This window comes from Pelomonas sp. SE-A7 (genome assembly GCF_030345705.1).
In the GTDB taxonomy this organism is placed as follows: domain Bacteria; phylum Pseudomonadota; class Gammaproteobacteria; order Burkholderiales; family Burkholderiaceae_C; genus JAUASW01.
The window spans coordinates 1,478,653-1,503,143 of the sequence record NZ_JAUASW010000001.1; the positions used below are offsets into that span (position 1 = coordinate 1,478,653).

Consider the following 24,491-nt stretch of genomic DNA (forward strand, 5'->3'; position numbering starts at 1 on the left):
CGGGGCCCGTTTTTCTGGTTGGCAGCTTGTGCCAAGGTACGAAGCTTACTTCGAGCTGCGGGCCTTGACCTGCCACAGACGAGCCAGTTCGCCAGCAGCGTTGTTGCCCTTGGCAGCATGGTTCCAGGCCGACTGGGCCTTGGCCGTATCGCCACCGTTGTAGTAGGCCAGGCCGAGGTACAGGTAGGCATCGTCGGTGCTCTTGACACCCTTTTCGATTGCCGCCTTGATCAGCTGTGTGCCCTTGAGCGTGTCGCCACGGAAGGCAGTGGCCAGGCCCAGCGAGACCAGGGGCGTGCCGTCCTTGGATTCGGCAGCCACCTTCTCGGCTTCGGCAGCGCCGGCCTTGGCGTCATTGATCTTCTTGACCAGCAGATCGGCCAGGCGCTTGTGGCGGGCGCCTTCGGTACCCTGGCCCAGCACGCCGGCAGCGATGCCCTTGTCGACGATCTTCTTGCCTTCATCCGGGTAGCCGGCCTGGGCGGCCAGCTGGGCCATTTCCATGTAGTCGTCAGCCTTGCGGATGTTGTCCGTGACCAGCTTGAGGCGGTAGACGTCCAACGTGTACTTGTCCGAGAAGTACTTCTTCTGCGTCAAGCCACCGAGAACCTGGGTCCAAAGGTCCGGGCTGGGATAGAAGTTGAGCAGCTTTTCAGTGATACGGGCTTCGGCATTGCCATCGCGCTGCTTCTGGGCTGCGTACAGGGCGTTGCCAAGCTTCTCCTTGGTGGGAGCACGACCCGCCTTTTCGTCCGCAGCGATGTCGGCCATCAGGTCCTTGAGCACCGCGGCCATGTCGCCGGACTTGAACTGGGCGGCCATCTGGATCTGCTTGGCCGAAGGCGAATTGCCACCAGCTGCGAAGAAGCGGTTGATCCACTCGAGGGCCTTGGCCGAGTTGTTGGCGCGCAGGTAGATGTTGGCGATCGCCTCCGTGTACTGGAGCTGCTGGGCTCCGGACAGTCGTGGCTTGATCACTTCAAAGGCATGCGCCATCGCTTCGCCCTCACCCGCCTGCTGAGCGGCCGAGAAGCGAGTGCCTTCGATTGCATTGTTTTCCGCCGCGGTGCGCGAGCCGATGGCGTCGGCCTCGCGCAGCTTGGCGAGGGCTTCCTTGGACTTGTTGGCCTTCAACAGGGCCTGTGCATCCTTCAGCACCTTGCCAACTTCGGGGCGCACGCTGTCAGCCTGCGCATGGGCCTGCACAAAGCCCAGACCGCCCTCGGGCGTAGCGCCGATCACGAAGGCGGCGGCACCGACGGCGGCGGCGGCCAGAGTCTTCAGTTTCATGTTTTCTCTCTCCTAAGAAAAAAACGCGCGGCCCTCGCGGACAGCGCGTTCATCATGGCTTGTCAGGCGATCACTTGGCGAACTGTTCGTTGCCAACCATGCCCATCTTGGTCAGGCCATGGCGCTGCACCGAGGCCATCACGGCAGCCACCACACCGTACTCCACCAGCTTGTTCGGCTTGATGTGGATTTCGGCCTGATCAGCCACCGACATCTGTGCCTGCTCGCCGAGGCGGGCATTGAGCTCAGCCATGCTGGCCACCGGCACGCCGTTCCAGCTGACGACGCCGTCGAAGTCGATGAACAACTCGACCACCGTCGGCTCCTTCGGAGGCTGCTGGTTGCTCGGCGGCGGCATGTCCAGGTTGACCGAGTGCAGCTGGATCGGGATGGTGATGATCAGCATCACCAGCAGCACCAGCATCACGTCAATCAGGGGCGTCGTGTTGACGTCCATCATGACTTCGGGCTCGTCGCTGCCCGAAGAGCTACCTACATTCATTCCCATGCTTGGCTCCTAGCTTCAGTTGCGAGCCGGAGGCTCGGTGACGAAGCTGATCTTCATGATGCCTGCGCGCTGGCAGGCATAGATGACCTTGCCAACCGACTCGTAACGCGACCGGTCGTCACCGCGGATGTGGACTTCGGGCTGAGGATTCAGCACCGACTTTTCCTTCAGGCGGGTGACCAGTGCTTCCATGTCGGGCACCAGGGCAGTGTTCCAGTAGACGTCGCCGTCCTTGGTCACTGCGATTTCAATGTTCTCCGGCTTGGTGACACGGACGATGTTCGTCTCTTTGGGCAGAGACAGGTTCACCGATTGCGTCACCACCGGGATGGTGATGAGGAAGATGATCAGGAGCACCAACATCACGTCCACGAGGGGCGTGGTGTTGATGGTCGAAACCACCTCATCATCGCCGGAAGAGGATCCGACGTTCATTCCCATGATGAGTTCTCCGGGAAGCGGGGATTAACGCTTGGCGCGGTTGCCCATCAGGACGCCGTGCAGGTCAGCGGCGAAGGCGCGCACTTGAGCCATCACAGCCTTGTTGCGGTTGACCAGCCAGTTGTAGCCCAGCACGGCCGGAACGGCGACGCCCAGACCGATGGCGGTCATGATCAGTGCTTCACCCACCGGGCCTGCGACCTTGTCGATCGAAGCTTGGCCGGCCACGCCGATGGCGGTCAGTGCTTGCAGAATGCCCCACACCGTACCGAACAGGCCGATGAACGGCGAGGTCGAACCGACGGTAGCCAGGAAGCCCAGGCCCGAACCGACGCGGCTGTTGACTTCACCCACGGCGCGCTCGACGTTCATCGTGACCCAGCTGCTGTGGTCGATGTTCTCGGTCAGGGCGCCTTCATGGTGCTCAGAAGCCTCGATGGCCGAAGCAGCGATGAAGCGGAAAGCGCCGGTGTCCTTCAGACCCTTGACGCCGTCAGCCAGGCTGGCCTTCTTGAAGAACGTGGCGCGCACTTCCTTGGCTTCGTTGGCCAGCTTTTGCGTGTCCCACAGCTTGGTGATCAGGATGTACCAGCTGCCCATCGACATGATGGCCAGCAGGAACAGCACGCCCTTGGACACGGCATCGCCGTGCGACAGCATGTGGCCCAGGCCGTAGGGGTTCTCTTCGCTCTTCGGAGCAGCGGCAGCGGCCGGAGCAGCTTCGGTGGTCGTCGGGGCAGCGGAGGCTGCGTCGGCAGCTTGAGCGAAGGAAGCTTGCGAAGACAGCGCCAGGGTCGCGGCCATTGCAACGGCGGCCAGGAAGCCGGAGATACGAGAGATCATGGAGTCAACTCCTAGGAAGAAATCGGATATCGATCGGATATCGGTTTTGAGGAACGAGGGGGCCGCTGCTGTTCAGTGGCCGCCCCCGTGCGAGCGATGGGTGACGAGCGTTACTCGATGCGGAACTGGAATTCCTGCTCGAACACGTGGTCGCCCGGGCATTCGTAGGTGTCCTGCAGCGTCTGCGTGACGGCGGCGCTCATGGCACGGAGGGCCTTGCGCTCCACGCCACCGCGCAGGCTCTGGATTTCCACCGAGACCACACGACCGGCCTTGACGGTAGCGACGGCCTTCAGCAGCGCCTCGCCGCTCCAGTTCACGCTCGGCGCTTCAGGCTTGCCCATCTTGGTGCAGACCATGGCAGCGGTTACCGGGCCCGTACGCGGTGCCGGTGCCGGAGCAGCCTTGGGAGCCGGTGCCGGAGTTGCCGCGATGGGCGCTGCCGGCGGGGGCACCGAGGTCGTCGGAGTGTTGATCACGGCCGGCGGTGCGGGTGCGGTGATCACGACTTCCGGCGGCGGCACGAACGGCGGCGGCGGTGTGTCCAGCTTGGGCGGCGGCGGCTCGACCTTCTTGATTTCCTCGGGCGGCTTGACCTTTTCTTCGATCACCTTGGTCTCGATCGGCTCGGACACTGCCTTGACGATCTTGCGAGCCAAACCGCTCGCCAGCGCCCAGATGATCAGGACGTGGATCACCACCACGATGCCGAAGCCGGTAACGCGCGATGTGCTCTTCTGTTCCTGCGCAAAGTTCATGCGCGCTCCTTCATAAGACTGCCAATCTTTTCCATCATCAGCGGCGGGGGGTTGTGACCCTGCATAGCGCCTGCGTCCAAAGCTTCACTTACGTCCCCAGCCGAAGCTGGGCCTGAAATCACTGCGTACCGCCGGCCATGCAGGTGGCCGGCATGTGGATGCGGGAGAGGCACTTTCGCACCACCCAGCCCCATCGACAAGAGGGGCGCCACGATTTCGCCGGCAACACGAAGATCAAATCTCAAAACACTGGATCGGATGGATAGCCACCACTCAACAAAAATGCCCGCTGGCCTAGGACCTGCGGGCGACTTCCGGGGGCTAGGCAATGAACGATGTAGTTCAACTACTCGCCAGCTACCCTCGAACGCCTCCCATCATAAATGAGAGACCCCCTGACCCAGGCCTGGGGAATTCCCCAGCTTCCACCGGCCAGGCCCTTGTCAAGCGGCCTTGTCGCCCCTACCCATGCGCGCTACGCACGAGGAGGAGCTGCTGGTATTTTATTGGTATCGCAGCGGCCTCCCGGGGTCTGCGGCCAAAGGGTTTTTACCTAGACTACGGTGCGATGTGCGGATTGCGCCTGCAACGATCACTCGCTTGAGCAGATCTCAATGCCCATGTCCGTGCTCATGCCCATGCTCGCGCAAAGGATCGTGATGGTGTTCGGCCGCCCAGCCCACGATGGCATTGCGCCCCTGGACGTAGAGCTCGGCCGTAGCGCCGATAGGCAAGCAGACCTTGGTGCGCACATGGCCAAACGGCAGGCCGGTGAGGATTGGCGTCTTGGTGCGCGAGCGCACGGCTTCGATGGCCGACTTCAGGGTATAGCCGCGATCCAGCGGCGACTTGCGCCAGCCACCGAAGTCACCCAGGAGGACCGCCTTCTGCGCCCCGAGCACGCCCGCTTGCTGCAGTTGCAACAACATGCGCTCCACCCGGTAGGGATGCTCATTGACGTCTTCCAGGAACAGGATGCCGCCCTTGATCTGCGGGAAATGCGGTGTGCCCAGCAGCGAAGTCAACACGCACAGGTTGCCGCCCCACAGGGTTCCGCGGGCCTCCAGCTCCTCGAAGCCAGCCTCGGTGCGAAAGCCGATGGCCTCCAGGGCGCCACTCATGGCCTCGACGAAGCAGTCGCGGGTGACCTCGTCGACACCGCCCTCCTCTTCGCTGCGGCCGAAATCGTCGCAGGCCAGCGGCCCGGCCCAGCTGACCGGCGAATGACCGCTCTTGGCATGGGCCAGCAGGCCCAGCTGCAAGGAGCTCAGATCGCTCTGGCCGACCCAGCGCGTGCCGCGCTCGACGCTCTTGAGCATCAGCTTCCAGTCGATGCCGTCCAGCAGCCGCGTCAGGCCGTAGCCGCCGCGCGAAGCCAGGGCCACGTCGGGCTTGGCCTTGGCGATGCGATGCAGGGCGGCCAGCCGGGTCTCGTCGTCGCCGCCGAAGCGCTGGTGCTTGGCCAGCGCAGCTTCGTCGATGCTCACTTCAAAGCCCAGCGCGCCCAGGCGCTTGGCGGCGCGCTTGAGGGGCTGGGCCTGGGCCAGCACGCCGGCCGGGGTGTAGAGGGTCAGGGAACTCATGGCTTGTAGTCGTCCAGGTGGATGGCTTCCCCGGTGGGGATTTGTTCAGGGGCGCCCGCCGCGGCGGCACGGGCCAGGTCGCGGCGGCGCCGCGCCAGCTCGCGTCGCTCGGCAAAGAAGTCGCGCAGCAGCTGGGCCGAGGCGTCGGCCAGCACACCGCCCTGCACTGCCGTGTGGTGGTTCAGCTGGGGCTGGCCGAATAGGTCCAGCACCGAGCCGGCCACGCCGGTCTTGGGATCATGGGCGGCGAACACCACGCGCTTGAGCCGTGCATGCATCATGGCCATGGCGCACATGGCGCAAGGCTCCAGCGTCACGAACAGCTCGCACTCCGGCAAGCGGTAGTTGCCAAGCAGCGTGGCAGCATGGCGCAGCGCCACGATCTCGGCATGGGCCGTCGGGTCGTGCGTGGTGATGGGGCGGTTGTAGCCGGTGGCGATGACCTGGCCCTGGCGCATCAGCACGGCGCCGACCGGCACCTCGCCGACTAGCAGCGCGTTCTGGGCCTGGTCGAGCGCCAGGCGCATCGCGTACTCGTCGGAAGGCAGGAGCGGGGCATCAAGCATGGCAGGCGGGCCAGTGTAGCAACCGGCCCGCGCCACTTGTGCCGATCGCGGCCGAATTCAGGGTTGGGCTGCTGAAGCCTTTGCGGCAGCCTGGTCGATGGCACCCTGCACCTGCGTGCCCACGGCTGCCGGGGCCGGCAGCCCGGTCGCGGAGACACTGCCCGCCATTGCCGCCTGCGAGGCCGCCGGTCGTGCCGGCACCAGTTGCTTGGCCTGGTTCTTCATCTGGAACATCACGATCGCAAACACGATCACCAGACCGAGGATGCTGAAAACAGCGCGCATGGCTTGCGTCTCCTTGATGGCAACAATTGACGGTTGTCGAGTTCAGTCGTGCAGCGGCCAGCGCCCCAGCACCACATGGCGCGTCTGACCCAGCAGGCTATCGACCAGCAGCAGCTCTCGCGCCGTCCAGCCCAGGGGCTCAATGGCCTGCAGGTCGACCAGGGCGTCATCGTAGAGCAGGGTCAGGTGCGGCTTGAAACGCCCTTGGTCGATCTCGACGCCTGCCGCCTGCAGACTGACGCTGAGGCTCTGCTGCAGCGCCCGCAGCGGCTCCAGCGGCTCGCCGGCCAGCAGCACGAAGGGGTTGTTGCGCCGGCTGCGGCGCGGAAAGCTCATCGCGGTATCCAGGCGCACATCGACGGCCGGCACGTGCAGGCTGTGCGCCGCAGCCGTCAGCTTGTGAACCAAGGCGGCCGGAAACGCCGGGAAGTCGCCCAGATGATGCAGGGTGATGTGCAGATGCTCGGCCTTGAGCGGCCGGCCCGGCAGGCCCAGTTGCTGAACCAGTTGCTCGCGCCGCCGCAGCACGGCCGCCAGCGCCGCCTCGGGCGGCCGCAAGGCGAAGAACAGACGGTCGGTGCGCACCGGCCGGAGATCGGCGGCGGGTTCCGTTTCAGCCATCGCGCGAGCCTAGCGCATGAGCTCCGGTGATGGCCAGCCGTGCATTGGCGATGACCGCCGAGGGTGGACCGGGAGCCGCCAGGCACCGCGCAAACGGAATAATCCCGGCTCCACTCCCCGCCGGCCCCGGCCCGCCCAAGCCTCATGGTGCTCAACTACATCTGGATCGCCTTCTTCCTGGCCGGCTTCGGCGTGGCCCTGCTGCGCCTGATGCAGGGCGACCTGCTGATCTTCAGCCAGGTGCTGAGCGGCATCTTCGACACGGCCAAGACCGGCTTCGACATCTCGCTGGGTCTGGTGGGCGTGATGAGCCTGTGGCTGGGCATCATGAAGATCGGCGAGAACGCCGGCGTGATCCAGCTCTTCGCCCGCGCCATCGCCCCCTTCTTCTCGCGCATCTTCCCGGACGTGCCCAAGGGCCACCCGGCCGGCGGGTCCATGGTGATGAACTTCTCGGCCAACATGCTCGGTCTGGACAACGCCGCCACGCCGCTCGGCCTCAAGGCCATGAAGGAGTTGCAGGAGATCAATCCGGAGAAGGACCAGGCCAGCAACGCGATGATCATGTTCCTGGTGCTGAACACCGCCGGCATCACCTTGATCCCGACCTCGGTGATCGCGATCCGCCAGACCATGGCCATCGACCAGCACCTGGTCGGCTTCAATGCCGCCGACATCTTCCTGCCGACACTGATTGGCACCTTCATCAGCTTCGTCGCCGGCCTGGTGGCCGTGGCCTGGGTGCAGAAGATCAAGCTCTACAGCGCGCCCATGCTGGCCTTCTTCGGCGGCTTCGCGGCGCTGATGGCGGCGCTGTGGGGCTGGCTGCACAACTACCCGGCCGAGCAGATGTCGCGCTACATAGGCCTGCTGGGCAGCCTGGTGATCATGACGATCATCGTGGCCTTCGTCGCGGTGGGCGCCTGGCGGCGCATCAATGTCTATGAGGCCTTCGTCGAAGGCGCCAAGGAAGGCTTCGGCGTGGCGGTGCAGATCGTGCCCTATCTGATCGCCATCCTGGTGGCGATCTCGGTGTTCCGCACCACCGGCGGCATGGACTATTTAGTCAGCGGCATCGCGTGGTGCGTGTCCGCCCTCGGCCTGCCGACCGACTTCGTACCCGCCCTGCCCGTGGGCCTGATGAAGACGCTCTCCGGCAGCGGCGCGCGCGGCCTGATGGTCGACGTGATGAAAACCTATGGCGTGGACTCGTTCCAGGGCAAGCTGGCCGCCATCATCCAGGGATCGACCGAGACCACCTTCTATGTACTGGCGGTCTACTTCGGCAGCGTCAACATCAAGAAGACCCGCTATGCCCTGACCTGCGGCCTGATCGCCGACGTGGTGGGGCTGGTGGGCGCCATCGTCGTCGGCTACTGGTTCTTCAAGTAAGGCGCCCTGCCCAGCCCGCGTAGACTGATCCCATGCAACTCAACATCGTCGTCTATTCCAAGTCCGCCTGCCCGCAGTGCGACATCGTCAAGAACCTGCTCAAGGCCAAGAACCTGGCCTACGAAGAGATCAGGATCGATGACGAGGAGCAGCGCATCGCCTTCTACGCGAAGTGCGGCCCCTCGGTGCGCTCGATGCCGCAGGTCTTCATCAACGACCAGCGCCTGGGCGGTGTCGCGGGTCTGCAGGCGGCGTTTGCGCAGCTGAAGCTGTAGCACGAAGGTCCGGCGGCCGGCTCATGCCGGCGCGCCGAGCTTCTCATTCCCACTCGATCGTCGCGGGCGGCTTGCTCGAGACGTCGTAGGTCACGCGGTTGATGCCGCGCACCTCGTTGATGATGCGGCCCGAGCAGCGCTTGAGCAGGCTGTAGGGCAGCTCGGCCCAGTCGGCGGTCATGAAGTCGCTGGTCTGAACGGCGCGCAAGGCCACGACATAGTCGTAGGTCCGGCCGTCGCCCATCACGCCGACGCTCTTGACCGGCAGGAACACGGCGAAAGCCTGGCTGGTCAGTTCGTACCAGGTCTTGCCCGAGGCGCTGTCACGGGTGTTGCGCAGCTCCTCGATGAAGATCGCGTCGGCACGGCGCAGCAGGTCGGCATAGTCCTTCTTGACCTCGCCCAGGATGCGCACGCCCAGGCCCGGACCCGGGAACGGGTGGCGGTAGACCATCTCGGGCGGCAGGCCCAGGGCCACGCCCAGCTCGCGCACCTCGTCCTTGAACAGCTCGCGCAGCGGCTCCAGCAGCTTCAGGCCCAGCGTCTCGGGCAGGCCGCCGACGTTGTGGTGGCTCTTGATCGTCGTGGCCTTCTTGGTCTTGGTGCCGCCACTCTCGACCACGTCGGGGTAGATCGTGCCCTGAGCCAACCACTTGGCGTTGGTCAGCTTTTTGGCCTCGGCCTGGAACACCTCGACGAACTCGCGGCCGATGATCTTGCGCTTCTGCTCGGGGTCGCTGACGCCCTTCAGATGGCCCAGGAACTGCTCCTCGGCCTGCACATGGACGACGCGGGCGTGCAGCTTGCCGGCAAACATGTCCATCACCATCTTGCCCTCGTTCAGGCGCAAGAGGCCGTGGTCGACGAAGACGCAGGTCAGCTGGTCGCCGATGGCACGGTGGATCAGGGCCGCGGCCACCGAGGAATCGACGCCGCCGGACAGGCCCAGAATGACCTCTTCGTCACCCACCTGCTCGCGGATCTTCTGGACGGCTTCCTCGATGTAGTCGCCCATGATCCAGTCGCCCTTGCAGCCGGCGATCTCGCGGACGAAGCGGTTCAGGAGCGCCTGGCCCTGCACCGTATGCGTCACCTCGGGATGGAACTGCACGGCGTAGTAGCCCTTCTCCTCGTTCGCCATGCCGGCGATGGGGCAGCTCGGGGTGCTGGCCATCAGCTTGAAGCCCGGCGGCAGGGCCGTGACCTTGTCGCCATGGCTCATCCAGACCTTGAGCATGCCGTGGCCCTCGGTGGTGCTGAAGTCCTCGATGGCGTTCAGCAGCTTGGTGTGGCCATGGGCGCGCACCTCTGCATAGCCGAACTCGCGATGGTCACTCCATTCGACCTTGCCGCCCAGTTGCACGGCCATGGTCTGCATGCCGTAGCAGATGCCCAGTACCGGCACGCCGCTGTCCCAAACCGCCTGGGGCGCGCGCAGCTCGTGATCCTCGTAGGTCGAGGCATGGCTGCCGGACAGGATGATGGCCTTGGGCGCGTAGCCGCGGATGAACTCGTCCGACACGTCGTTCGGATGGATCTCGCAATAGACATGGGCCTCGCGGACGCGGCGCGCGATCAGCTGGGTGACCTGGGAGCCGAAGTCGAGGATCAGGACTTTGTCGTGGTTCATGGTGTGCTCGGGGACTTGTGGAGACGGTTCGGTGGCTCAGGCGGCGGCCGGTTCGGCGGCCTGCTTGCGCGAGAAATGGCGCCAGGCGAAGAACAGGGCCGCGGCCTGCAGCGCGGTGCAGAAGTAGAACGGTGCGCCAATGCGCCAGTCGCCCTTGGGCAGGCCGGACACCAGGTGCAGCAGCCAGGCGCCGAGGATGGGAGCGACCACGGCCATCAGGCTGTTCAGCGAGGACACGGCGCCCATGGTCTCGCCCTGGGTCTTGGCATCGGCGGCGTTGGAGATCAGGCTCTGGATCGCGGCATTGGCGGCAAAGCCCAGCACATTGGCGAAGATGATGGCAATCATCATCCAGCCCTCGGTGGCCGCGCCCCAGACGAAATTGGTGACGGTGCTGGAGGCCAGGCCCAGCAGCACCAGGCGCTGCGGCCCGAAGCGCTTGAGCAGATGCGGCAGCAGAGCGCCCTGCACGACCACCGACATCACGCCCACGGCGAACAGCGACCAGCCGTTCTCCTTGGGGCCCCAGCCGAACTTGAAGCCGGTGTAGAGCACCCAGCTCGTGTGCAGCACGAATTGCGCGAGGCCGGCCAGGGCGATGACCCAGACCAGCGGACCCACGCCACGCAGGCCGGTGAGCTTGCGGAAGGCGCTGATCGGGTTGGCCTTGCGCCAGTCGATGGCGCGGCGGTTCTCCGGCTTCAGCGACTCGGGCAACACGAAGAAGCCATAGCACCAGTTGACCAGCGCCATGCAACCGGCCACGTAGAACGGCAGGTGCAGGTCGATGGAGCCCAGGATGCCGCCCATCACCGGGCCCAGGATGAAGCCCATGCCGAAGGCGGCGCCCAGCATGCCGAAGCGCTTGGCGCGGTCCTCGGGCGGCGTGATGTCGGCAACGTAGGCGTTGGCCACGGCGATGTTGGCCTGCATGGCGCCGCTGACCAGGCGGATCGCGATCAGCATCCACAGAGCCGTTGCCATCGCGGTGACGAAGAAGCTGAGCATCAGGCCGGAGAAGCCCAGCAGCAACACCGGGCGGCGGCCGTAGCGGTCCGACAGCGCACCCAAGACCGGCGAGGTCACGAAGTTGGCAAAGCCGAAGGCGAAGGCCACCGCGCCGTACCAGAAAGCATGGTCGGCCTGGCTGGCCGTGAAGGTGCCGACCAGCGGCGGCAGCACCGGGATGATCAGCCCGATCGAGATCATGTCGATCAGCACCGCGATCATGATGAAGGCCATGCCGGCCGACTTGCTGCGGTTACCGGGAACTGCGCTGTCGCTCACTGTTCTCAAGTCCTTAAGTGATGAACGGGGCACTAGGCCCCGTTCTTCAAGCCGCTGCCGCCTTATTCAGAACGGTAGTTCGGCGCTTCCTTGGTGATCTGCACGTCGTGCACGTGGCTTTCGCGGATGCCCGCCGAGGTGATCTCGACGAACTCCGCCCTGTCCTGCATGTCGGCGATGCTGGCGCAACCGCAGTAGCCCATGGAGGCGCGCAGGCCGCCGGCCATCTGGAACACGATGGCCACCAGCGAGCCCTTGTAGGGCACGCGACCCTCGATGCCCTCGGGCACCAGCTTGTCGGCGTTGGGGTTGCTGGTTTCGTCGTTTTCCTGGAAGTAGCGGTCGGCCGAGCCTGCCTTCATCGCACCAATGGAACCCATGCCGCGGTAGCTCTTGTACGAGCGACCCTGGAACAGCACGACCTCGCCCGGCGCTTCCTCGGTACCGGCGAACATGCCGCCCATCATCACGGCGCTGGCGCCGGCGGCGATGGCCTTGGAGATGTCACCCGAGTAGCGGATGCCGCCGTCGGCGATCAGCGGCACGCCTGTGCCCTTGAGTGCCGTGGCCACGTAGTCGATGGCGGTGATCTGGGGCACGCCCACGCCGGCCACGATGCGCGTGGTGCAGATCGAGCCGGGGCCGATGCCGACCTTGACGCCGTCGGCCCCCGCCTCGACCAGGGCCAGGGCCGCTGCGCCGGTGGCGATGTTGCCGCCGATCACGTCGATCTGCGGATAGTTCTGCTTGACCCAGCGCACGCGCTCGATCACGCCGGCGCTGTGGCCGTGGGCCGTGTCCACCACGATGGCGTCGACGCCGGCTCGCACCAGCAGCTCGACGCGCTCTTCCGTGCCCTCGCCCACGCCCACGGCGGCGCCGACGCGCAGCTTGCCTTGCGCATCACGGGCGGCGTTGGGGAAGTTGGTCTGCTTGGTGATGTCCTTGACGGTCATCAGGCCGCGCAGCTCGAAAGCGTCATTGACGACCAGCACGCGCTCCAGCTTGTGCTTGTGCATCAGGGCCTTGCCCTCGGCCAGCGAGGCGCCTTCCTTAACCGTGACCAGGCGCTCGGCCGGGGTCATGATCTCGGACACCGGCGCATCCATGCGGGTCTCGAAACGCAGGTCGCGGCCGGTGACGATGCCGACCACCTTGGGGCCCTGCAGGACCGGGAAGCCGGAAATGCCGTGCTGCTCGGACAATGCCTTGACCTGGCGCACCGTGGTTTCGGGGGTGATGGTGATCGGGTCGCGCAGCACGCCGGATTCGTAGCGCTTGACGCGGGCCACTTCGGCGGCCTGCTGCTGGGCGGTCAGGTTCTTGTGCACGATGCCCATGCCGCCTTCCTGGGCCATGGCGATGGCCAGGCGGGCTTCCGTCACCGTGTCCATGGCGGCAGACACCAGGGGCAGGTTCAGGCGGATATTGCGGGTCAGCTGGGTGGCGAGGCTGGTGTCGCGGGGCAACACCTGGGAGAAGGCTGGCACCAACAACACATCGTCGAAGGTGAGCGCTTTACCGAGAAGGCGCATGAGGGAGGCTCCAGACGCAAAGCGGCATTATACGGAAGCAGTTCACAGCCCCCGCTTGGTCAGGGACATAGTCGCCGCTAAACTCGACCGCACCCCAAGCAGTACGCCCTAGGGCGCCGCACCGATGCGACTGTCCACCCCGCTCTGCCTTCTGCTCCTGCTGGCCCTGGCCGGCGGCGTCCAAGCGCAATCCCAATGGAAATGGCGCGACAGCGGCGGCAACATCCAGTACAGCGACCGCCCTCCCCCGCCCGGAACGCCGGAAAAGGACATCCTGCAGAAGCCGCCGCAGCGGCCCCAGTTCGTGACCGTGCGGCCCATAGGCGCCAGCGCCCCGGCAGAAACCGCCAGTGCTCCGGCCGCCCCCGCCTCGCGACCCGATGCCCAGCAACAGCGCCAACGCCAGCAAGATCAGGAACAAGCCGCCGCCAAGCAGAAGGAAGCCGAACGCAAACAGGCCGAGGTGCGCGCCGAGAACTGCCGCAATGCCCGCGCCCAGCTGCAAGTGCTGGAGAGCGGCGCCCGCGTCAGGCAGGCCAACGAGCGCGGCGAGCAGGTCTACCTGGACGAACAGGGCCGCAACACCGAGATCCAGCGCACCCGCGCCGTCATCGCCGCCGAGTGCCGCTGATCTGTTGAGCGAAAGAGCCGCTCAGCCGCCCTTGCCCGCCAGCGGCCTGTGCCGCGACACGATGCGCTTGCCGCCATGGGCCTGGAAGCGCTGGCGCCGGGCCTCCTTGGGATCGACCTTCAGGGGCCTGTAGACCTCAATCCGGTCCCGATCCCGCAGCCCGTACGAGAGTGGCTGCTGCCGCCCCCAGATGCCGAGCTTGAACTGGCCCAGGTGTTCGAGCTGATCCGCAAAAGCCTCGCAGCTGCGCAGCCCCTGCTCCAGCGTGCTGCCCTCGGCCAGGTCCAGCCAGGCATGGCGGACATCGCCGGCCACCGGACTCCAGACCAGCTCGACGCGGATTCGCCCCGGCCTTTCAGCGGGGACCATAGACGCTCTCGGCCCGCTCGACGAAGCGGTCGACGAAGGTATTGGCCACGCGGTCGAACACCGGGCTGACCACCGCCTCCAGCGCCTTGCTGGAGAACGCGTAGCAAAGATCGAACTCGATCTTGCAGGCCTGCGGACCACCCCCACCCAATTCGCCGCCCGGCTTGCCCAGCGGCAGGAACAGCCAGGTGCCCTCCAGCTTGGAGAACGGGCCGTCGACCAGCTCCATGTCGACCTTGCGTTCGGCTTCGTGGCTGTTGCGCGTCGTGAAGGCATGGCGCACGCCGGCATAGGCCAGGCTCAGTCGGGCGGTCATGCCGCCTTCATGCTGCTCCAGCAACTCGGCCTTTTCGCACCAGGGCAGGAACTCCGGATAGCGGGCGATGTCGGTCACCAAGTCGTACATCTCGCGCGGCGAGTACCAGAGCAGGACGGACTTTTTGACGTGCTTCATACAATGCGCGCCATTCTATTTGCGGCATCCGCCCCAAGATTCGCTGTCATGGCCATTGCAGAAAACCGCCGCGCTCGTTTCGAGTACCACATCGAGGAACAGTTCGAGGCCGGCATGGTGCTCGAAGGCTGGGAGGTCAAGGCCGTGCGCGCCGGCCAGGTCCAGCTGACCGATGGCCACGTGATGATCAAGAACGGCGAGCTGTTCCTTATCGGCTGCCGCATCAATCCGCTGCGCACCGCGTCCACCCATGTCAGCCCACTGGCCGACCGGACCAAGAAGCTCTTGATGAAGAAGGACGAGATCCGTCGCCTGATCGGCAAGGTCGAGCAGAAGGGCTTCACCATGGTGCCCTTGAACCTGCACTACAAGGGCAGCCACATCAAGTGCGACATCGCCCTGGCCAAGGGCAAGGACAAGGCCGACAAGCGCGAGACCGAGAAGCAGCGGGACTGGGAGCGCGAGAAGGGGCGCCTGATGCGACACAAGGTCGCATCAAACCCCAAAGGCTGATTCCAGCGCCTTCTCAATGTCGGCCTGCAGGTCCGCGGCCGCCTCAAGCCCGATCGCGAACCGCACCAGATGCCCGGCCGCAAGCGGCATCGGCAGCGAGCGGCTCTGGCTCATGTTGTAGGGCACGGCCAGGCTCATGGGCCCGGCCCAGGAATAGCCGATGCCGAACAGTTCCAGGCCGTCGATGAAGGCGTCGACCTGCTTCTGCGTGTACTCGAGCTTGAACACCACCGAGAACAGGCAGCCGGCGCCGCCGCTGCTGCTCTCCAGCCAGTGCTTGTGCCCCGGCGACCCCGGCAAGGCCGGGTGCAACACCTGAGCCACCTCGGGCCGAGACTGCATCCAGCTGGCCAGCGCCCGCGTGGTCGCGTCCTGCGCCCGGTAGCGCAGCTCCAGCGTGGGCAGCGAGCGCAGCACCAGTTCCACGTCGTTCTGGCCCAGGCCGTAACCCAGGTGCTCGTGGCAGTTGTCGATGCGGTCGCGCAGCGCCTTGTCGCGGGTGTAGACCCCGCCCATCAGCACGTCGGCGCCGCCGGACTGGTACTTGGTCAGCGCCTGCATGGAGATGTCCACGCCCAGGCCCGGAGCGATCTCGAAGGCATTGAAGGCGACGCCCGCGCCCCAGGTGTTGTCCAGCGCGGTCAGCACGCCGGCTGCCTTGCATCGCTTGAGCAGGCCGACCAGGTCGGGGAACTCCAGCGTGATCGAGCCGGCAGCTTCCAGCCAGACCAGCTTGGTCTTGTCCGACAGCGGCAGCACGGCCGCATTCAGCGGGTCGTAGAACTTGTGCGTGACGCCAATACGCGGCAGGTAGTCCACCGCCAGCCAGCGGTTCTGGCCGTAGACGTTGTCCGGCAGCAGCACCTCGTCGCCGGGCTGCAGCAGGGCCAGGTTGACCACGGTGATGGCCGACAGGCCCGAGGGCGTCAGCAGGCAATGCTCGGCGCCCTCCAGCGTGGCCAGGCGCGCGGCCAGGGTGTAGCTGGTGGGCGTGCCGTGCAGACCGTAGCGGTAGCTCAGGCCGTCGCGCGGCCGCGGTTGGCGCAGGTCGGCCGTGTCCTTGAACAGCACGGTCGAGGCCTTGTAGACACCGACCGGATGCGCGGCCCAGCCCTCGGGCGGCTGGTAGGGATGGTGGATCTGTTCGGTGGAAATCGCGCGCTTCTTGTTCGTCAAGGCGCGCTCCCTCAGATCGGCATGCCGACCAGGTCGTGGCCTTCGGCCGCGACTATGCGCACGCGCGTGAATTCGCCGACCTTCAGGATGCGGCTGGCCTTCTCCGGCGGCAGGATGCGCACCGTGCCATCGATCTCCGGCGCATCGGCGTAGGTGCGACCCACGCCACCCTTGCGGCCCATGGCCGGGGCCGAATCGACCAGCACCTGCATGCTGGCACCGATGCGAGAACGCAGCTTGTCGGCCGAGACCTGCTCGGCAATCGCCATGAAACGCGCACGGCGCTCTTCACGCACCTCGTCCGGCAGCGCGCCGGCCAGCTCGTTGGCCGAGGCGCCCTCGACCGGCGAATAGGCAAAGCAGCCGGCGCGATCGATGCGCGCTTCGTTCATGAAATCGAGCAGGTACTGGAATTCGCTCTCGGTCTCGCCAGGGAAGCCGGCGATGAAGGTCGAGCGGATCACGATCTCGGGGCAGATCTCGCGCCAGCGCGCGATGCGCTCCATGTTCTTTTCGCCGTTGGCCGGGCGCTTCATGCGCTTCAGCACATCGGGATGGGCATGCTGGAAAGGCACGTCGAGGTACGGAAGGATCAGGCCTTCGGCCATCAGCGGCAGCACCTCGTCCACATGCGGGTACGGGTAGACGTAGTGCAGGCGCACCCAGGCGCCATGCTGCTTGGCCAGCTCACCCAGTTGGGCCACGAGGTCCAGCATCTTGGTCTTGACCGGCTTGCCGTCCCAGAAGCCGGTGCGGTACTTGACGTCCACGCCATAGGCGCTGGTGTCCTGGCTGACGATCAGCAGTTCCTTGACGCCGGATTCGAACAGCGCGCGGGCCTCGCTCAGCACATCGCCGATGGGCCGCGAGACCAGGTCGCCGCGCATGCTGGGGATGATGCAGAACGAGCAGCGGTGGTTGCAGCCCTCGCTGATCTTCAGGTAGGCGTAATGCTTGGGCGTGAGCTTGATGCCGGCGACGCCACGGGCCTCGGGCACCAGGTCGATGAAGGGGTCATGCGGCTTGGGCACGTGGATGTGGACTGCGTCCATCACCTCCTGCGTCGCATGCGGGCCGGTGACGGCCAGAACGCTCGGATGCATCTCACGGACCAGGTTGTCCGAGGCATGGCCGGCCTTGGCGCCCAGGCAACCGGTCACGATGACTTTTCCGTTCTCGGCCAGCGCCTCGCCGATGGTGTCCAGGCTCTCCTTGACCGCGTCGTCGATGAAGCCGCAGGTGTTGACGATCACCAGGTCGGCGCCGGCAAAGGTCTTGGAAGTTTCATAGCCCTCGGCACGCAGCTGCGTGAGGATCAGCTCGGAATCGGTCAGGGCCTTGGGGCAGCCCAGCGACACGAAGCCGATCTTGGGGGCGGGGTTCTGGACGGCGGAATCACTCATGGCGCGATTGTCCCTCATCCGGGTGCCGGCGCCCCGCCTGGAGCGGTTCCGTCGGCAGTAGCATCGGGCCGTTCCGCCATGCTGCGCCTACTGACCATCGCTGCTGCCCTAGGCCTGCTGACCGCCCTGGCGCCGGCCCGGGCGGCGCCGGCTTGCGAGCTGCCGCTGCGCATGGCGGTGGAGAAGCGCCCACCCTATGTCTACAAGGCGCCGGACGGCAGCCTGAAGGGCTCGGACATCGAGCTGGTGCAGCGCATCCTCGAGCAGGCCGGCTGCAAGCTGGAGCTGCGGCCCGAGCTGCCGCGCAAGCGGCGCTATGCCATGTTCGTGGCGGGCGAGATCGACCTCCTGCCCTCGGCCTCGATCAACGAGGAGCGGCGCCAGGTCGCCTGGTTCACCGCGCCCTATTACCGCGAGGCCGTCGCCCTGTTCGCCCTCCCGGCCAAGGCCGATTCGCTGCGCGGCATCACCGGCTTCGAGGACCTGCTCCAGCGCAAGATCAGCCTGGTCAGCCAGGGCTTCGGCTGGTTCGGCCAGGGCTTCGAGACGAACAAGAAGGCCCTGACCGAGGCCGGCCTGCTCTCGCATTACGACGAACTGGACAGTGCCCTGCGCATGCTCAAGGCCGGCCGTGGCGACCTGGTGATGGCCGACCGCGCCGCGATGCGCCTGCTGCTGCGACAGCAGAAGATCGAGCTGGTCGAGCTGCCCTTCCTGCCGGTGCACGACGCCGCCCACCTGATGCTGAGCAAGCGCTCGGTCGGCGAGGCGCAGTTCCGCGCCATCGACGAGGCGCTGCGCCGGCTGGAAGAAAACGGCACGCTGAAGGCCATCCGCAGCCGCCACGGGCTGCAGTAGCGGCGGAAGACCGACTACTTCTTGGCCGGGAAGCCCGGCATGCCCGGCATTCCCGGGAAAGCCTTCTGCATCTGCTCCAGCAGGCTCTTGCCCTGCTCCATGTAGCCGCCCATCAGCGTCTGCATCATCGGCGCCTGGGTGCCCATGAACTGGGTCCACTGCTCGGGGCTGAAGGCCAGGCCCTTGCTCTGCTCGGCGAAGCGCTGCTGCGCGTCCGAGAAGACCTGCATGTTGCGCTCCAGGTATTCGCCCATCACGCCCTGCATCGCATGGCCGTAGAAGCGGATGATCTGCTCCAGCGACTGGGTGGTGAACATGGGCATGCCGCCGGTTTCTTCCTCCAGGATGATCTGCAGCAGGATGGAGCGGGTCAGGTCCTCGCCGGTCTTGGCGTCGCGCACCTCGAAACTCTGGCCGTCGAGCACCATCTTCTTGACGTCGGCCAGCGTGATGTAGCTGCTGGTCTGGGTGTCGTAGAGACGCCGGTTGGGGTACTTCTTGAGGATGCGCAGCTCGGGGGCTGCCGCCTCGCCTGCCGCTGCCTTGTCCGCCGTCGTCTTGCCTCTGCGGGCCGTTGCCATCGATCGCTCCTTATTGCATTGCAGCAGATTCTAGGAGCGCCCCCCGATCTCTCCGGACGGGTTTACCCCGGGCGAACTGCCAGCGCGGCCGCCGCCCCGTGCGAACGGCGCGCCGCCAGCAGGAAGAACGGCAGGGCCAGCGCCGCCATTGCATCGCTAAGCAGCAGGATGCGGGTCAGCGGTTCGGCGGCGCCCTGCTCGCTCAACCGGTCCACGACCCAGCCCAGCGCCGCATTGCCGATGGCGATGGCGAACACATTGATCACCAGCATGCCGGCGCCGGTGACCGTGGCACGCAGCTGGGCCGGCGTGTGCTGCTGGACCAGCAAGTTGGCCGGCCCGTAGATCGCCAGCGGCAGGAAATAGCCGGCGCATTGGCCGACATAGAACAGCGCCGACCCGGCCGCGGCAAAGCGGCTGGCCACCAGCAGCGGCATGCAGATCAGCACCAGCAGGGCCGCAAAGCCGGCATGGCCGCCCGGCAGGCGCCTGGCGATGCGGTCGGCCAGCACGCCGCCCACCACCGAGCCTAGCGTGCCGAACAGGATCTGCAGCGCGCCAATCTTCTGGGCGATGCTGCCGGCATCGAAGCCGCGCTCTCGCACCATCCAGAGCTGGGTGAAGGACAGGCCGGCAAACACCAGATGGACGAGCACGAAACCGGCCATCACCTGCCAGACCAGGGGCTGGCTGCGCAGCAGCTGCAGCACGGCCCGAAGCTGCTGGCCGAACGGCTGGCCCTGGGCCGGCGTGCCGCCAGCCGGCGCCTCGCGCCGCTCACGCAGCAGGGCCAGCGGCACGGCCAGGACCATGCCCATCACGCCCAGCGTGGTAAAGGTGTCGCGCCATCCGTGGCTGGCGCCATAGCTGCCGGCCAGCAGAAAGGCAAAGCCAATGCCCAGCGGAATGCCCATGAAGAACAGGCCCACGGCCGCACCGCGCCGCTGCTCGGGGAACAGCTCCACAAGCAGGGCCACAGCCGCCGGCACCAGGGCCGCTTCGCCGGCCGCCACAAAGAAGCGCGCCGCAACCATCTGCTCGAAGTTCTGCGCCTGGCCCGAGGCTGCGGTGCAGGCGCTCCAGACCAGCAGGCCGACGGCGATGACGCGCGGCCGGCTGAAACGGTCCGCCAGCGCGCCCAGCACCAGGGCCATCACGCCGAAGCTCAAGACCCAGACCGCACCGACCAGAAAGCCGTACTGCGCGCCGCTGAGCTTCAGGTCGGCGATCAGCTGCGGCGAGAAGCCCAGCGGGATGTTGCGGTCAATATGGGCCAGCAGGTGGATCACCAGCAGCGCCGCCAGCACCGCCGCCGGGCTCTTCTTCCAGGCCATGCCGGACTCCATGCTCAGGCCGCCTGCGGAATGAGGCCACGCTGGCCGGGCTTGCGGTTGGGCGGATAGCCCAGCTTGGCCAGCGTGGCATCGGTGTTGCCGTAGTGCTCGTCCAGCTTGTAGATGCGGCGGGCGTCCTGGCCGGTGGCGATGTCGCGGTCCAGCTCGCGGGCGATGCGCACCACCTGCTCGATCTGCTCCACCGAGCTGATGCGCTCGCCGGGGCGGCGCCACAGGTTGTCCTCTATGCCCACGCGCACATGCAGGCCCATGGCGATGGCCAGCGTGTTCAGCGGCAGGCAGTTGCGCATCAGACCCTCCAGCGTCAGCACCGCGCCGTCCGGGCAGCGGTTGACGAATTCCATCATGTTGCGCGGGTTTGGACCATCGGCGCCGCCGCCAATCGCCACCCAGTTCAGGATCAGCGGACCGCAGTAGTGGCCGCGGCGTATCAGGCGCTCGACCGACTCCAGCTGGCCCACATCGCCCAGCATGAAATGCGGCTGGATGCCGGCCGTCTGCAGGCGGCGCAGATGCTCCTCGACGAAGGCCGGGCCCGAGGGGATGGTCATTTCCTTGTAGGCCTTGAACACCGCCGGGCGGCCGATGATGGTGCCCTCGCAGTCGGCCGGGCTGAGCAGCTCGGTCACGTTCATCTGGTTGGTGTTGATCGCAATCGTCACCTGGTCCGGCTTGGGATCGAGCTGGGCCAGCATGTGGCGCGTGTCGTCGTCCAGCCACTCGGCGGCCTCCCCTTCGCTCTCGGGCGCAAAGGAGATGGAGCCACCGACCTGCAGCACCATCTCGGGCACGGCCTCGCGCAGCCGCGCCAGCATCTCGTTGAACTTGGACAGGCGCTTGCTGCCCTTGCCGTCGTCCTCGCGCACATGGACATGCAGCACGGTGGCGCCGGCATTCCAGCAGTCCACCGCCTTCTGGATCTGCTGGTCCATGGTGACGGCGATGTCGCTCGAATCCTCCGGCAGGTATTGCGGGCCGAAGGGGGCGACCTGGATGACCAGCTTTTCCTGGTTCTCGGGCAGCAGGGAATCGTCGAGGAATTGCATGGCTCAGTCTCCTTGGGCTTGTTCGCGCTGCTCGAAGGCAGCCAGTTCTTCCAGCAGGATGGGCGCGCCCATGCTCATGCTGTGGATGCCCAGCACCGACACGCACTGCAGGACGGCGGTGATCTCCGCCTTGGTCGCACCCAGCTCCAGCGCTCGTCGCACATGGCGGCGCACGCCGGGGGCGTACATGTGGGTGCAGGAGGCATCGACCGCGATGGCGATGAACTCGATGGTCTTGGCATCGAGCACGCCCGACACCATGGGCGTGATGCCCATGGACAGGAACTTCTCGGTCCAGGCCGGGTCCAGGGCCGCGAACGGCTCCCAGTTCGGATTCCAGTTGCCGCCGGCGCGCAGGGCGTCGCAGGTGGGGGTGTCTGAGGGTTTGTTCATCGGAGCCTCGCTGCTGGGAATGGGGCGGATTGTTGGACTTGGGGTCCCTCCATACTTGACAATCCGGGACATGAACTTGACATCCCGGGACAGCCCCGGGTCCGCCCCAGGCGCCTCGGGCTGGCTGACCCGCGGCGCCGCCCTGACCCACTACCTGGAGGTCGCCCGCGCGGCCGGCCTGGATCCGGTAGCACTGCTCGCCGAAGCCGGGCTGCCTGCCGATGCGGCCCTGCATCCCGAAGCCATGATCAGCGGCGAGGCGGTCCGCCAGCTGCTGGAGCTGTCGGCCGAACGCAGCGGCTGGCCGGACTTCGGCCTGCGCATGGCCGAGGGCCGGCGCCTGTCCAACCTTGGGCCGCTGGGCCTCTTGATCCGCGACCAGCCGACGCTGCGCCAGGCCATGACCGAGGTGGTCCGCTACCTGCATACCCACAACCAGGCCCTGCTGCTCCGCCTCGAAGAGGTCGGGCCCATGGTCATCGTCCGCGAGGAGCTGATCGTCGGCCGCGGCGGCTCGGTGCGCCAGGCTACCGAGCTGACCCTGGGCGTGACCGCGCGCGTGATGCAGCTGCTGCTGGGCAGCGACTGGCGGCCACGGCGGGTCTGCTTCGCCCACCCGGCCCCGCGCGATGCCTCGGTGCACCGGCGGGTGTTCGGCGCACCGGTCGAGTTCGGCCACGACTTCAACGGCATCGTCTGTCTGGCCAGCGAGCTGGACCGGCCCAACCCCGCAGCCGACCCGGTGATGGCCCAGCAGGCCCGGCGCATGCTGGAAGCGGCACGCGCCGCCGACCGGGCCGGCCTGTCGGTCGAGGCACGTCAGCTCATGCTCCTGCTGCTGCCCGGCGGCGCCTGCACGGTCGAGGCGGTGGCGGCGCATCTGGGCGTGGACCGGCGCACCGTGCACCGACAGCTGAGCAAGGAAGGCCTCAGCTTCAGCAGCCTGCTCGAAGCGCTGCGACGCGAGCTCGCGGCCCGCATGGTTGAGGAGCGGCAGCGCCCGCTGGAACAGGTGGCCAGCCTGCTGGGCTTTGCATCGGCCAGCGCCTTCTCGCGCTGGCACCGTCAGGCGTTCGGCGAGTCGGCGCGGCAGCGGCGCAGCAGCGACAGCTAGCCGGCGTCCCCGCCCTCGACCACACGGTCGCGGCCCGAGGACTTGGCGGCATAGAGCGCTGCATCCGCCTCCCTGAGCAAGGCCTCGGGCGAGCCGTCCAGCGGCCGGCCGGTGGCAACGCCAATCGACAGGGTGACGATCTGGGCCGTCGGCGAATCCTCATGCCGCAGCGCCAGCGCCCGGACCGCGTCGAGCAGGCCCTCGGCCACCTTGCGCGCCCCTGCGGCATCGGTGTCAGGCAGCAGGCACAGGAACTCCTCGCCGCCATAACGGATCAGCGCATCGCCGGGCCGCTGCAGCGCCGTGCGCATGCACTCGGCCACCTGGCGCAGGCAGGCGTCGCCGGCCGCATGGCCATAGCGGTCGTTGAAGCGCTTGAAGTGGTCGATGTCTATGAACAGGGCCGAGAAGCACTGCTGGCCGCGGCCGCTGCGCCGCCATTCGATGGGCAGCATGCGGTCCAGGTAGCGGCGGTTGGGCAGGCCGGTGAGCGCATCGTGCAGGGAAGCCTGGATCGAGGAATCCAGCCGCCGCCACTGGCGCTGCGAATGCAGGAACAGACCCAGCAGCATCAGGTAGATGCTGAGCGCGATCAGCGCATAGGTGATGGTATTGGCTCGCCATTGCGCCAGCGTCCGGTCGCGGGTCTGCGAGACCAGGGCGACCAGCGGCAGGTAGTCGCTGCGCGTGAAGCCGGCCACCCGGGCCAGGCCGTCGTAGGCGCTGCGCTCGGTCTCGAAGCTGCCCTGCTTCAGCTGGATCACGTCCTGGTAGTGCCGCATGTCCTTGGGGCCCACCAGCACATGGTGGGGCTCCAGCGGATAGCGGAACAGCAGCTGGCCGTCCATGCGCAGCAGCAGCACCGTGCTGCCTTCTTCCAGGCGCAGCATGCGGTAGAGCTTGTCCAGGTACTTCACCCGCAGAGAGATGCCCAGGATGCCGGCGAAGCGCCCTTCTGCATCCTCCAGCCTGACGGTCTGGAAGATCACCTGGTTGCCCCCCAGCCGCTCCACCGTCAGCGGGCTGAGATAGCTGTCCGCGCCCTTCACGCTGCGGTGGTGGACGAAGTACTCGCGGTCGGCCACGTTGGCGCGGGCGCCCTTGTTCTCGTTCGTATGGGCCAGCACCTGGCCCTCGGCGTCGGCCATCCACATGGCATGGAACGGTGAGCCATCGACCGTCGGTACCGAGTCGAGGTGCCGACGGAACAGGCCGGCCAGCTGATCGGGGCTGAGCTTGGCGACACCTCCGGCCTGGCGCATCGCCAGCTCGACGCTGCGCAGCACATAGCCACCGCCCCGCAAGGCCACATCGGCGTTGCCGGCCAGCGCCACCGCCAGTGCTTCGAGCCGCCCGCGCTCGTCCTCGAGCGTGCGCTCGTAGTCGCGCCTGGCGTGCCAGCAGAAGAAGGCCAGCAGCAACAGTCCCATCGCGACGCCGAAGAAATACCGGACGCCGTTCCTGCGCCGCGAACCCGGTCCGCGGTCTTGTTCTCGTTCGTGCTTCATGAGGCCACCTGCTACCGACGCCCCTGGAGGCGCCAGCCACACAAGCACTGCTTGCTTACGAATCCATCATGAGCGG

Annotated in this window: 27 protein-coding genes; 6 read left to right on the forward strand and 21 right to left on the reverse strand. The window is 66.5% G+C overall.

Features of this window, described 5'->3' with window-relative positions; translation table 11 throughout:
* Nucleotides 1-45: 45 nt before the first annotated feature.
* The 9 genes from QT382_RS06655 to QT382_RS06695 all read right to left on the reverse strand — a co-directional run bounded on the left by QT382_RS06655 (nt 46) and on the right by QT382_RS06695 (nt 6,895).
* Nucleotides 46-1,290 (reverse strand): hypothetical protein, encoded by a 1,245-nt coding sequence (locus tag QT382_RS06655; protein WP_289253249.1) that lies wholly within the window; start codon nt 1,288-1,290, stop codon nt 46-48.
* A gap of 70 nt (nt 1,291-1,360) precedes the next feature.
* Nucleotides 1,361-1,798, reverse strand: coding sequence for an ExbD/TolR family protein (locus QT382_RS06660; RefSeq protein WP_289253250.1), 438 nt, complete (start codon nt 1,796-1,798; stop codon nt 1,361-1,363).
* A gap of 15 nt (nt 1,799-1,813) precedes the next feature.
* A complete protein-coding gene (locus tag QT382_RS06665) occupies nt 1,814-2,239 on the reverse strand; it encodes an ExbD/TolR family protein (RefSeq protein ID WP_289253251.1) in 426 nt (141 codons plus the stop codon).
* Nucleotides 2,240-2,263: 24 nt separating this feature from the next.
* Nucleotides 2,264-3,082 carry a MotA/TolQ/ExbB proton channel family protein gene (locus QT382_RS06670; RefSeq protein ID WP_289253252.1) on the reverse strand — a complete coding sequence of 273 codons (819 nt, stop codon included), beginning with the start codon at nt 3,080-3,082 and terminating at the stop codon, nt 2,264-2,266.
* A gap of 110 nt (nt 3,083-3,192) precedes the next feature.
* On the reverse strand, nt 3,193-3,840 hold the full coding sequence (locus QT382_RS06675; RefSeq protein ID WP_289253253.1) for an energy transducer TonB: 648 nt from the start codon (nt 3,838-3,840) through the stop codon (nt 3,193-3,195).
* A 611-nt stretch (nt 3,841-4,451) separates the two neighbouring features.
* Entirely contained in the window at nt 4,452-5,423 is a 972-nt protein-coding gene (locus QT382_RS06680) for an LD-carboxypeptidase (protein WP_289253254.1), read from the reverse strand.
* Nucleotides 5,420-5,989 (reverse strand): tRNA adenosine(34) deaminase TadA, encoded by a 570-nt coding sequence (gene tadA / locus QT382_RS06685; RefSeq protein ID WP_289253255.1) that lies wholly within the window; start codon nt 5,987-5,989, stop codon nt 5,420-5,422. The genes QT382_RS06680 and tadA overlap by 4 nt, the downstream gene beginning before the upstream one ends.
* Nucleotides 5,990-6,046: 57 nt before the next feature.
* On the reverse strand, nt 6,047-6,274 hold the full coding sequence (locus tag QT382_RS06690) for a hypothetical protein (RefSeq protein WP_289253256.1): 228 nt from the start codon (nt 6,272-6,274) through the stop codon (nt 6,047-6,049).
* Nucleotides 6,275-6,316: 42 nt separating this feature from the next.
* Nucleotides 6,317-6,895: a 2'-5' RNA ligase family protein gene (locus QT382_RS06695; protein WP_289253257.1), complete on the reverse strand. Its 579-nt coding sequence runs from the start codon at nt 6,893-6,895 to the stop codon at nt 6,317-6,319.
* A 144-nt stretch (nt 6,896-7,039) separates the two neighbouring features.
* Between QT382_RS06695 and QT382_RS06700 the strand changes: the two genes are divergently transcribed.
* Both QT382_RS06700 and QT382_RS06705 read left to right on the forward strand, forming a co-directional pair.
* Nucleotides 7,040-8,287: a spore maturation protein gene (locus tag QT382_RS06700; protein ID WP_289253258.1), complete on the forward strand. Its 1,248-nt coding sequence runs from the start codon at nt 7,040-7,042 to the stop codon at nt 8,285-8,287.
* 32 nt (nt 8,288-8,319) lie between these two features.
* Nucleotides 8,320-8,562 (forward strand): glutaredoxin family protein, encoded by a 243-nt coding sequence (locus QT382_RS06705; RefSeq protein ID WP_289253259.1) that lies wholly within the window; start codon nt 8,320-8,322, stop codon nt 8,560-8,562.
* Nucleotides 8,563-8,605: 43 nt separating this feature from the next.
* Here QT382_RS06705 and guaA read toward each other — a convergent pair whose 3' ends face one another.
* The 3 genes from guaA to guaB all read right to left on the reverse strand — a co-directional run bounded on the left by guaA (nt 8,606) and on the right by guaB (nt 13,014).
* Nucleotides 8,606-10,192, reverse strand: a complete 1,587-nt coding sequence (guaA, locus tag QT382_RS06710; RefSeq protein ID WP_289253260.1) for a glutamine-hydrolyzing GMP synthase — start codon at nt 10,190-10,192, stop codon at nt 8,606-8,608.
* A 36-nt stretch (nt 10,193-10,228) separates the two neighbouring features.
* Nucleotides 10,229-11,479, reverse strand: coding sequence for a TCR/Tet family MFS transporter (locus QT382_RS06715; RefSeq protein WP_289253261.1), 1,251 nt, complete (start codon nt 11,477-11,479; stop codon nt 10,229-10,231).
* Nucleotides 11,480-11,541: 62 nt separating this feature from the next.
* Nucleotides 11,542-13,014, reverse strand: a complete 1,473-nt coding sequence (guaB, locus tag QT382_RS06720; RefSeq protein ID WP_289253262.1) for an IMP dehydrogenase — start codon at nt 13,012-13,014, stop codon at nt 11,542-11,544.
* Nucleotides 13,015-13,138: 124 nt separating this feature from the next.
* Here guaB and QT382_RS06725 point away from each other — a divergent pair, with 124 nt between their 5' ends.
* Nucleotides 13,139-13,645 (forward strand): DUF4124 domain-containing protein, encoded by a 507-nt coding sequence (locus tag QT382_RS06725; protein ID WP_289253263.1) that lies wholly within the window; start codon nt 13,139-13,141, stop codon nt 13,643-13,645.
* Nucleotides 13,646-13,666: 21 nt separating this feature from the next.
* Here QT382_RS06725 and QT382_RS06730 read toward each other — a convergent pair whose 3' ends face one another.
* Together QT382_RS06730 and QT382_RS06735 are read right to left on the reverse strand one after the other, a co-directional pair.
* On the reverse strand, nt 13,667-14,014 hold the full coding sequence (locus QT382_RS06730; protein ID WP_289253264.1) for an RnfH family protein: 348 nt from the start codon (nt 14,012-14,014) through the stop codon (nt 13,667-13,669).
* A complete protein-coding gene (locus QT382_RS06735; RefSeq protein ID WP_289253265.1) occupies nt 14,001-14,468 on the reverse strand; it encodes a type II toxin-antitoxin system RatA family toxin in 468 nt (155 codons plus the stop codon). The genes QT382_RS06730 and QT382_RS06735 overlap by 14 nt, the downstream gene beginning before the upstream one ends.
* A 48-nt stretch (nt 14,469-14,516) precedes the next feature.
* Between QT382_RS06735 and smpB the strand changes: the two genes are divergently transcribed.
* Complete coding sequence (gene smpB / locus QT382_RS06740; RefSeq protein ID WP_289253266.1) at nt 14,517-14,981, forward strand: SsrA-binding protein SmpB; 465 nt, start codon at nt 14,517-14,519, stop codon at nt 14,979-14,981.
* Here smpB and QT382_RS06745 read toward each other — a convergent pair.
* Both QT382_RS06745 and rimO read right to left on the reverse strand, forming a co-directional pair.
* On the reverse strand, nt 14,964-16,157 hold the full coding sequence (locus QT382_RS06745; protein WP_289253267.1) for a PLP-dependent transferase: 1,194 nt from the start codon (nt 16,155-16,157) through the stop codon (nt 14,964-14,966). The two genes, smpB and QT382_RS06745, sit on opposite strands and share 18 nt — an antisense overlap.
* Nucleotides 16,158-16,168: 11 nt before the next feature.
* A complete protein-coding gene (gene rimO / locus QT382_RS06750) occupies nt 16,169-17,560 on the reverse strand; it encodes a 30S ribosomal protein S12 methylthiotransferase RimO (RefSeq protein ID WP_289253268.1) in 1,392 nt (463 codons plus the stop codon).
* A 78-nt stretch (nt 17,561-17,638) separates the two neighbouring features.
* Between rimO and QT382_RS06755 the strand changes: the two genes are divergently transcribed.
* Complete coding sequence (locus QT382_RS06755) at nt 17,639-18,418, forward strand: substrate-binding periplasmic protein (RefSeq protein ID WP_289253269.1); 780 nt, start codon at nt 17,639-17,641, stop codon at nt 18,416-18,418.
* Nucleotides 18,419-18,432: 14 nt separating this feature from the next.
* Here the strand turns inward: QT382_RS06755 and phaR are convergent, their stop codons facing one another.
* The 4 genes from phaR to QT382_RS06775 all read right to left on the reverse strand — a co-directional run bounded on the left by phaR (nt 18,433) and on the right by QT382_RS06775 (nt 21,793).
* Nucleotides 18,433-18,999 carry a polyhydroxyalkanoate synthesis repressor PhaR gene (gene phaR / locus QT382_RS06760; RefSeq protein ID WP_289253270.1) on the reverse strand — a complete coding sequence of 189 codons (567 nt, stop codon included), beginning with the start codon at nt 18,997-18,999 and terminating at the stop codon, nt 18,433-18,435.
* A gap of 62 nt (nt 19,000-19,061) precedes the next feature.
* Entirely contained in the window at nt 19,062-20,333 is a 1,272-nt protein-coding gene (locus QT382_RS06765) for an MFS transporter (RefSeq protein ID WP_289253271.1), read from the reverse strand.
* A gap of 14 nt (nt 20,334-20,347) precedes the next feature.
* Nucleotides 20,348-21,400, reverse strand: coding sequence for a beta-keto acid cleavage family enzyme (locus QT382_RS06770; RefSeq protein WP_289253272.1), 1,053 nt, complete (start codon nt 21,398-21,400; stop codon nt 20,348-20,350).
* Nucleotides 21,401-21,403: 3 nt separating this feature from the next.
* Nucleotides 21,404-21,793, reverse strand: a complete 390-nt coding sequence (locus QT382_RS06775) for a carboxymuconolactone decarboxylase family protein (RefSeq protein ID WP_289253273.1) — start codon at nt 21,791-21,793, stop codon at nt 21,404-21,406.
* A gap of 70 nt (nt 21,794-21,863) precedes the next feature.
* Between QT382_RS06775 and QT382_RS06780 the strand changes: the two genes are divergently transcribed.
* Nucleotides 21,864-22,907, forward strand: coding sequence for an AraC family transcriptional regulator (locus QT382_RS06780; RefSeq protein ID WP_289253274.1), 1,044 nt, complete (start codon nt 21,864-21,866; stop codon nt 22,905-22,907).
* Here QT382_RS06780 and QT382_RS06785 read toward each other — a convergent pair.
* Entirely contained in the window at nt 22,904-24,415 is a 1,512-nt protein-coding gene (locus QT382_RS06785) for a GGDEF domain-containing protein (protein WP_289253275.1), read from the reverse strand. The genes QT382_RS06780 and QT382_RS06785 overlap by 4 nt on opposite strands.
* Between the last annotated feature and the right edge of the window lie 76 nt (nt 24,416-24,491).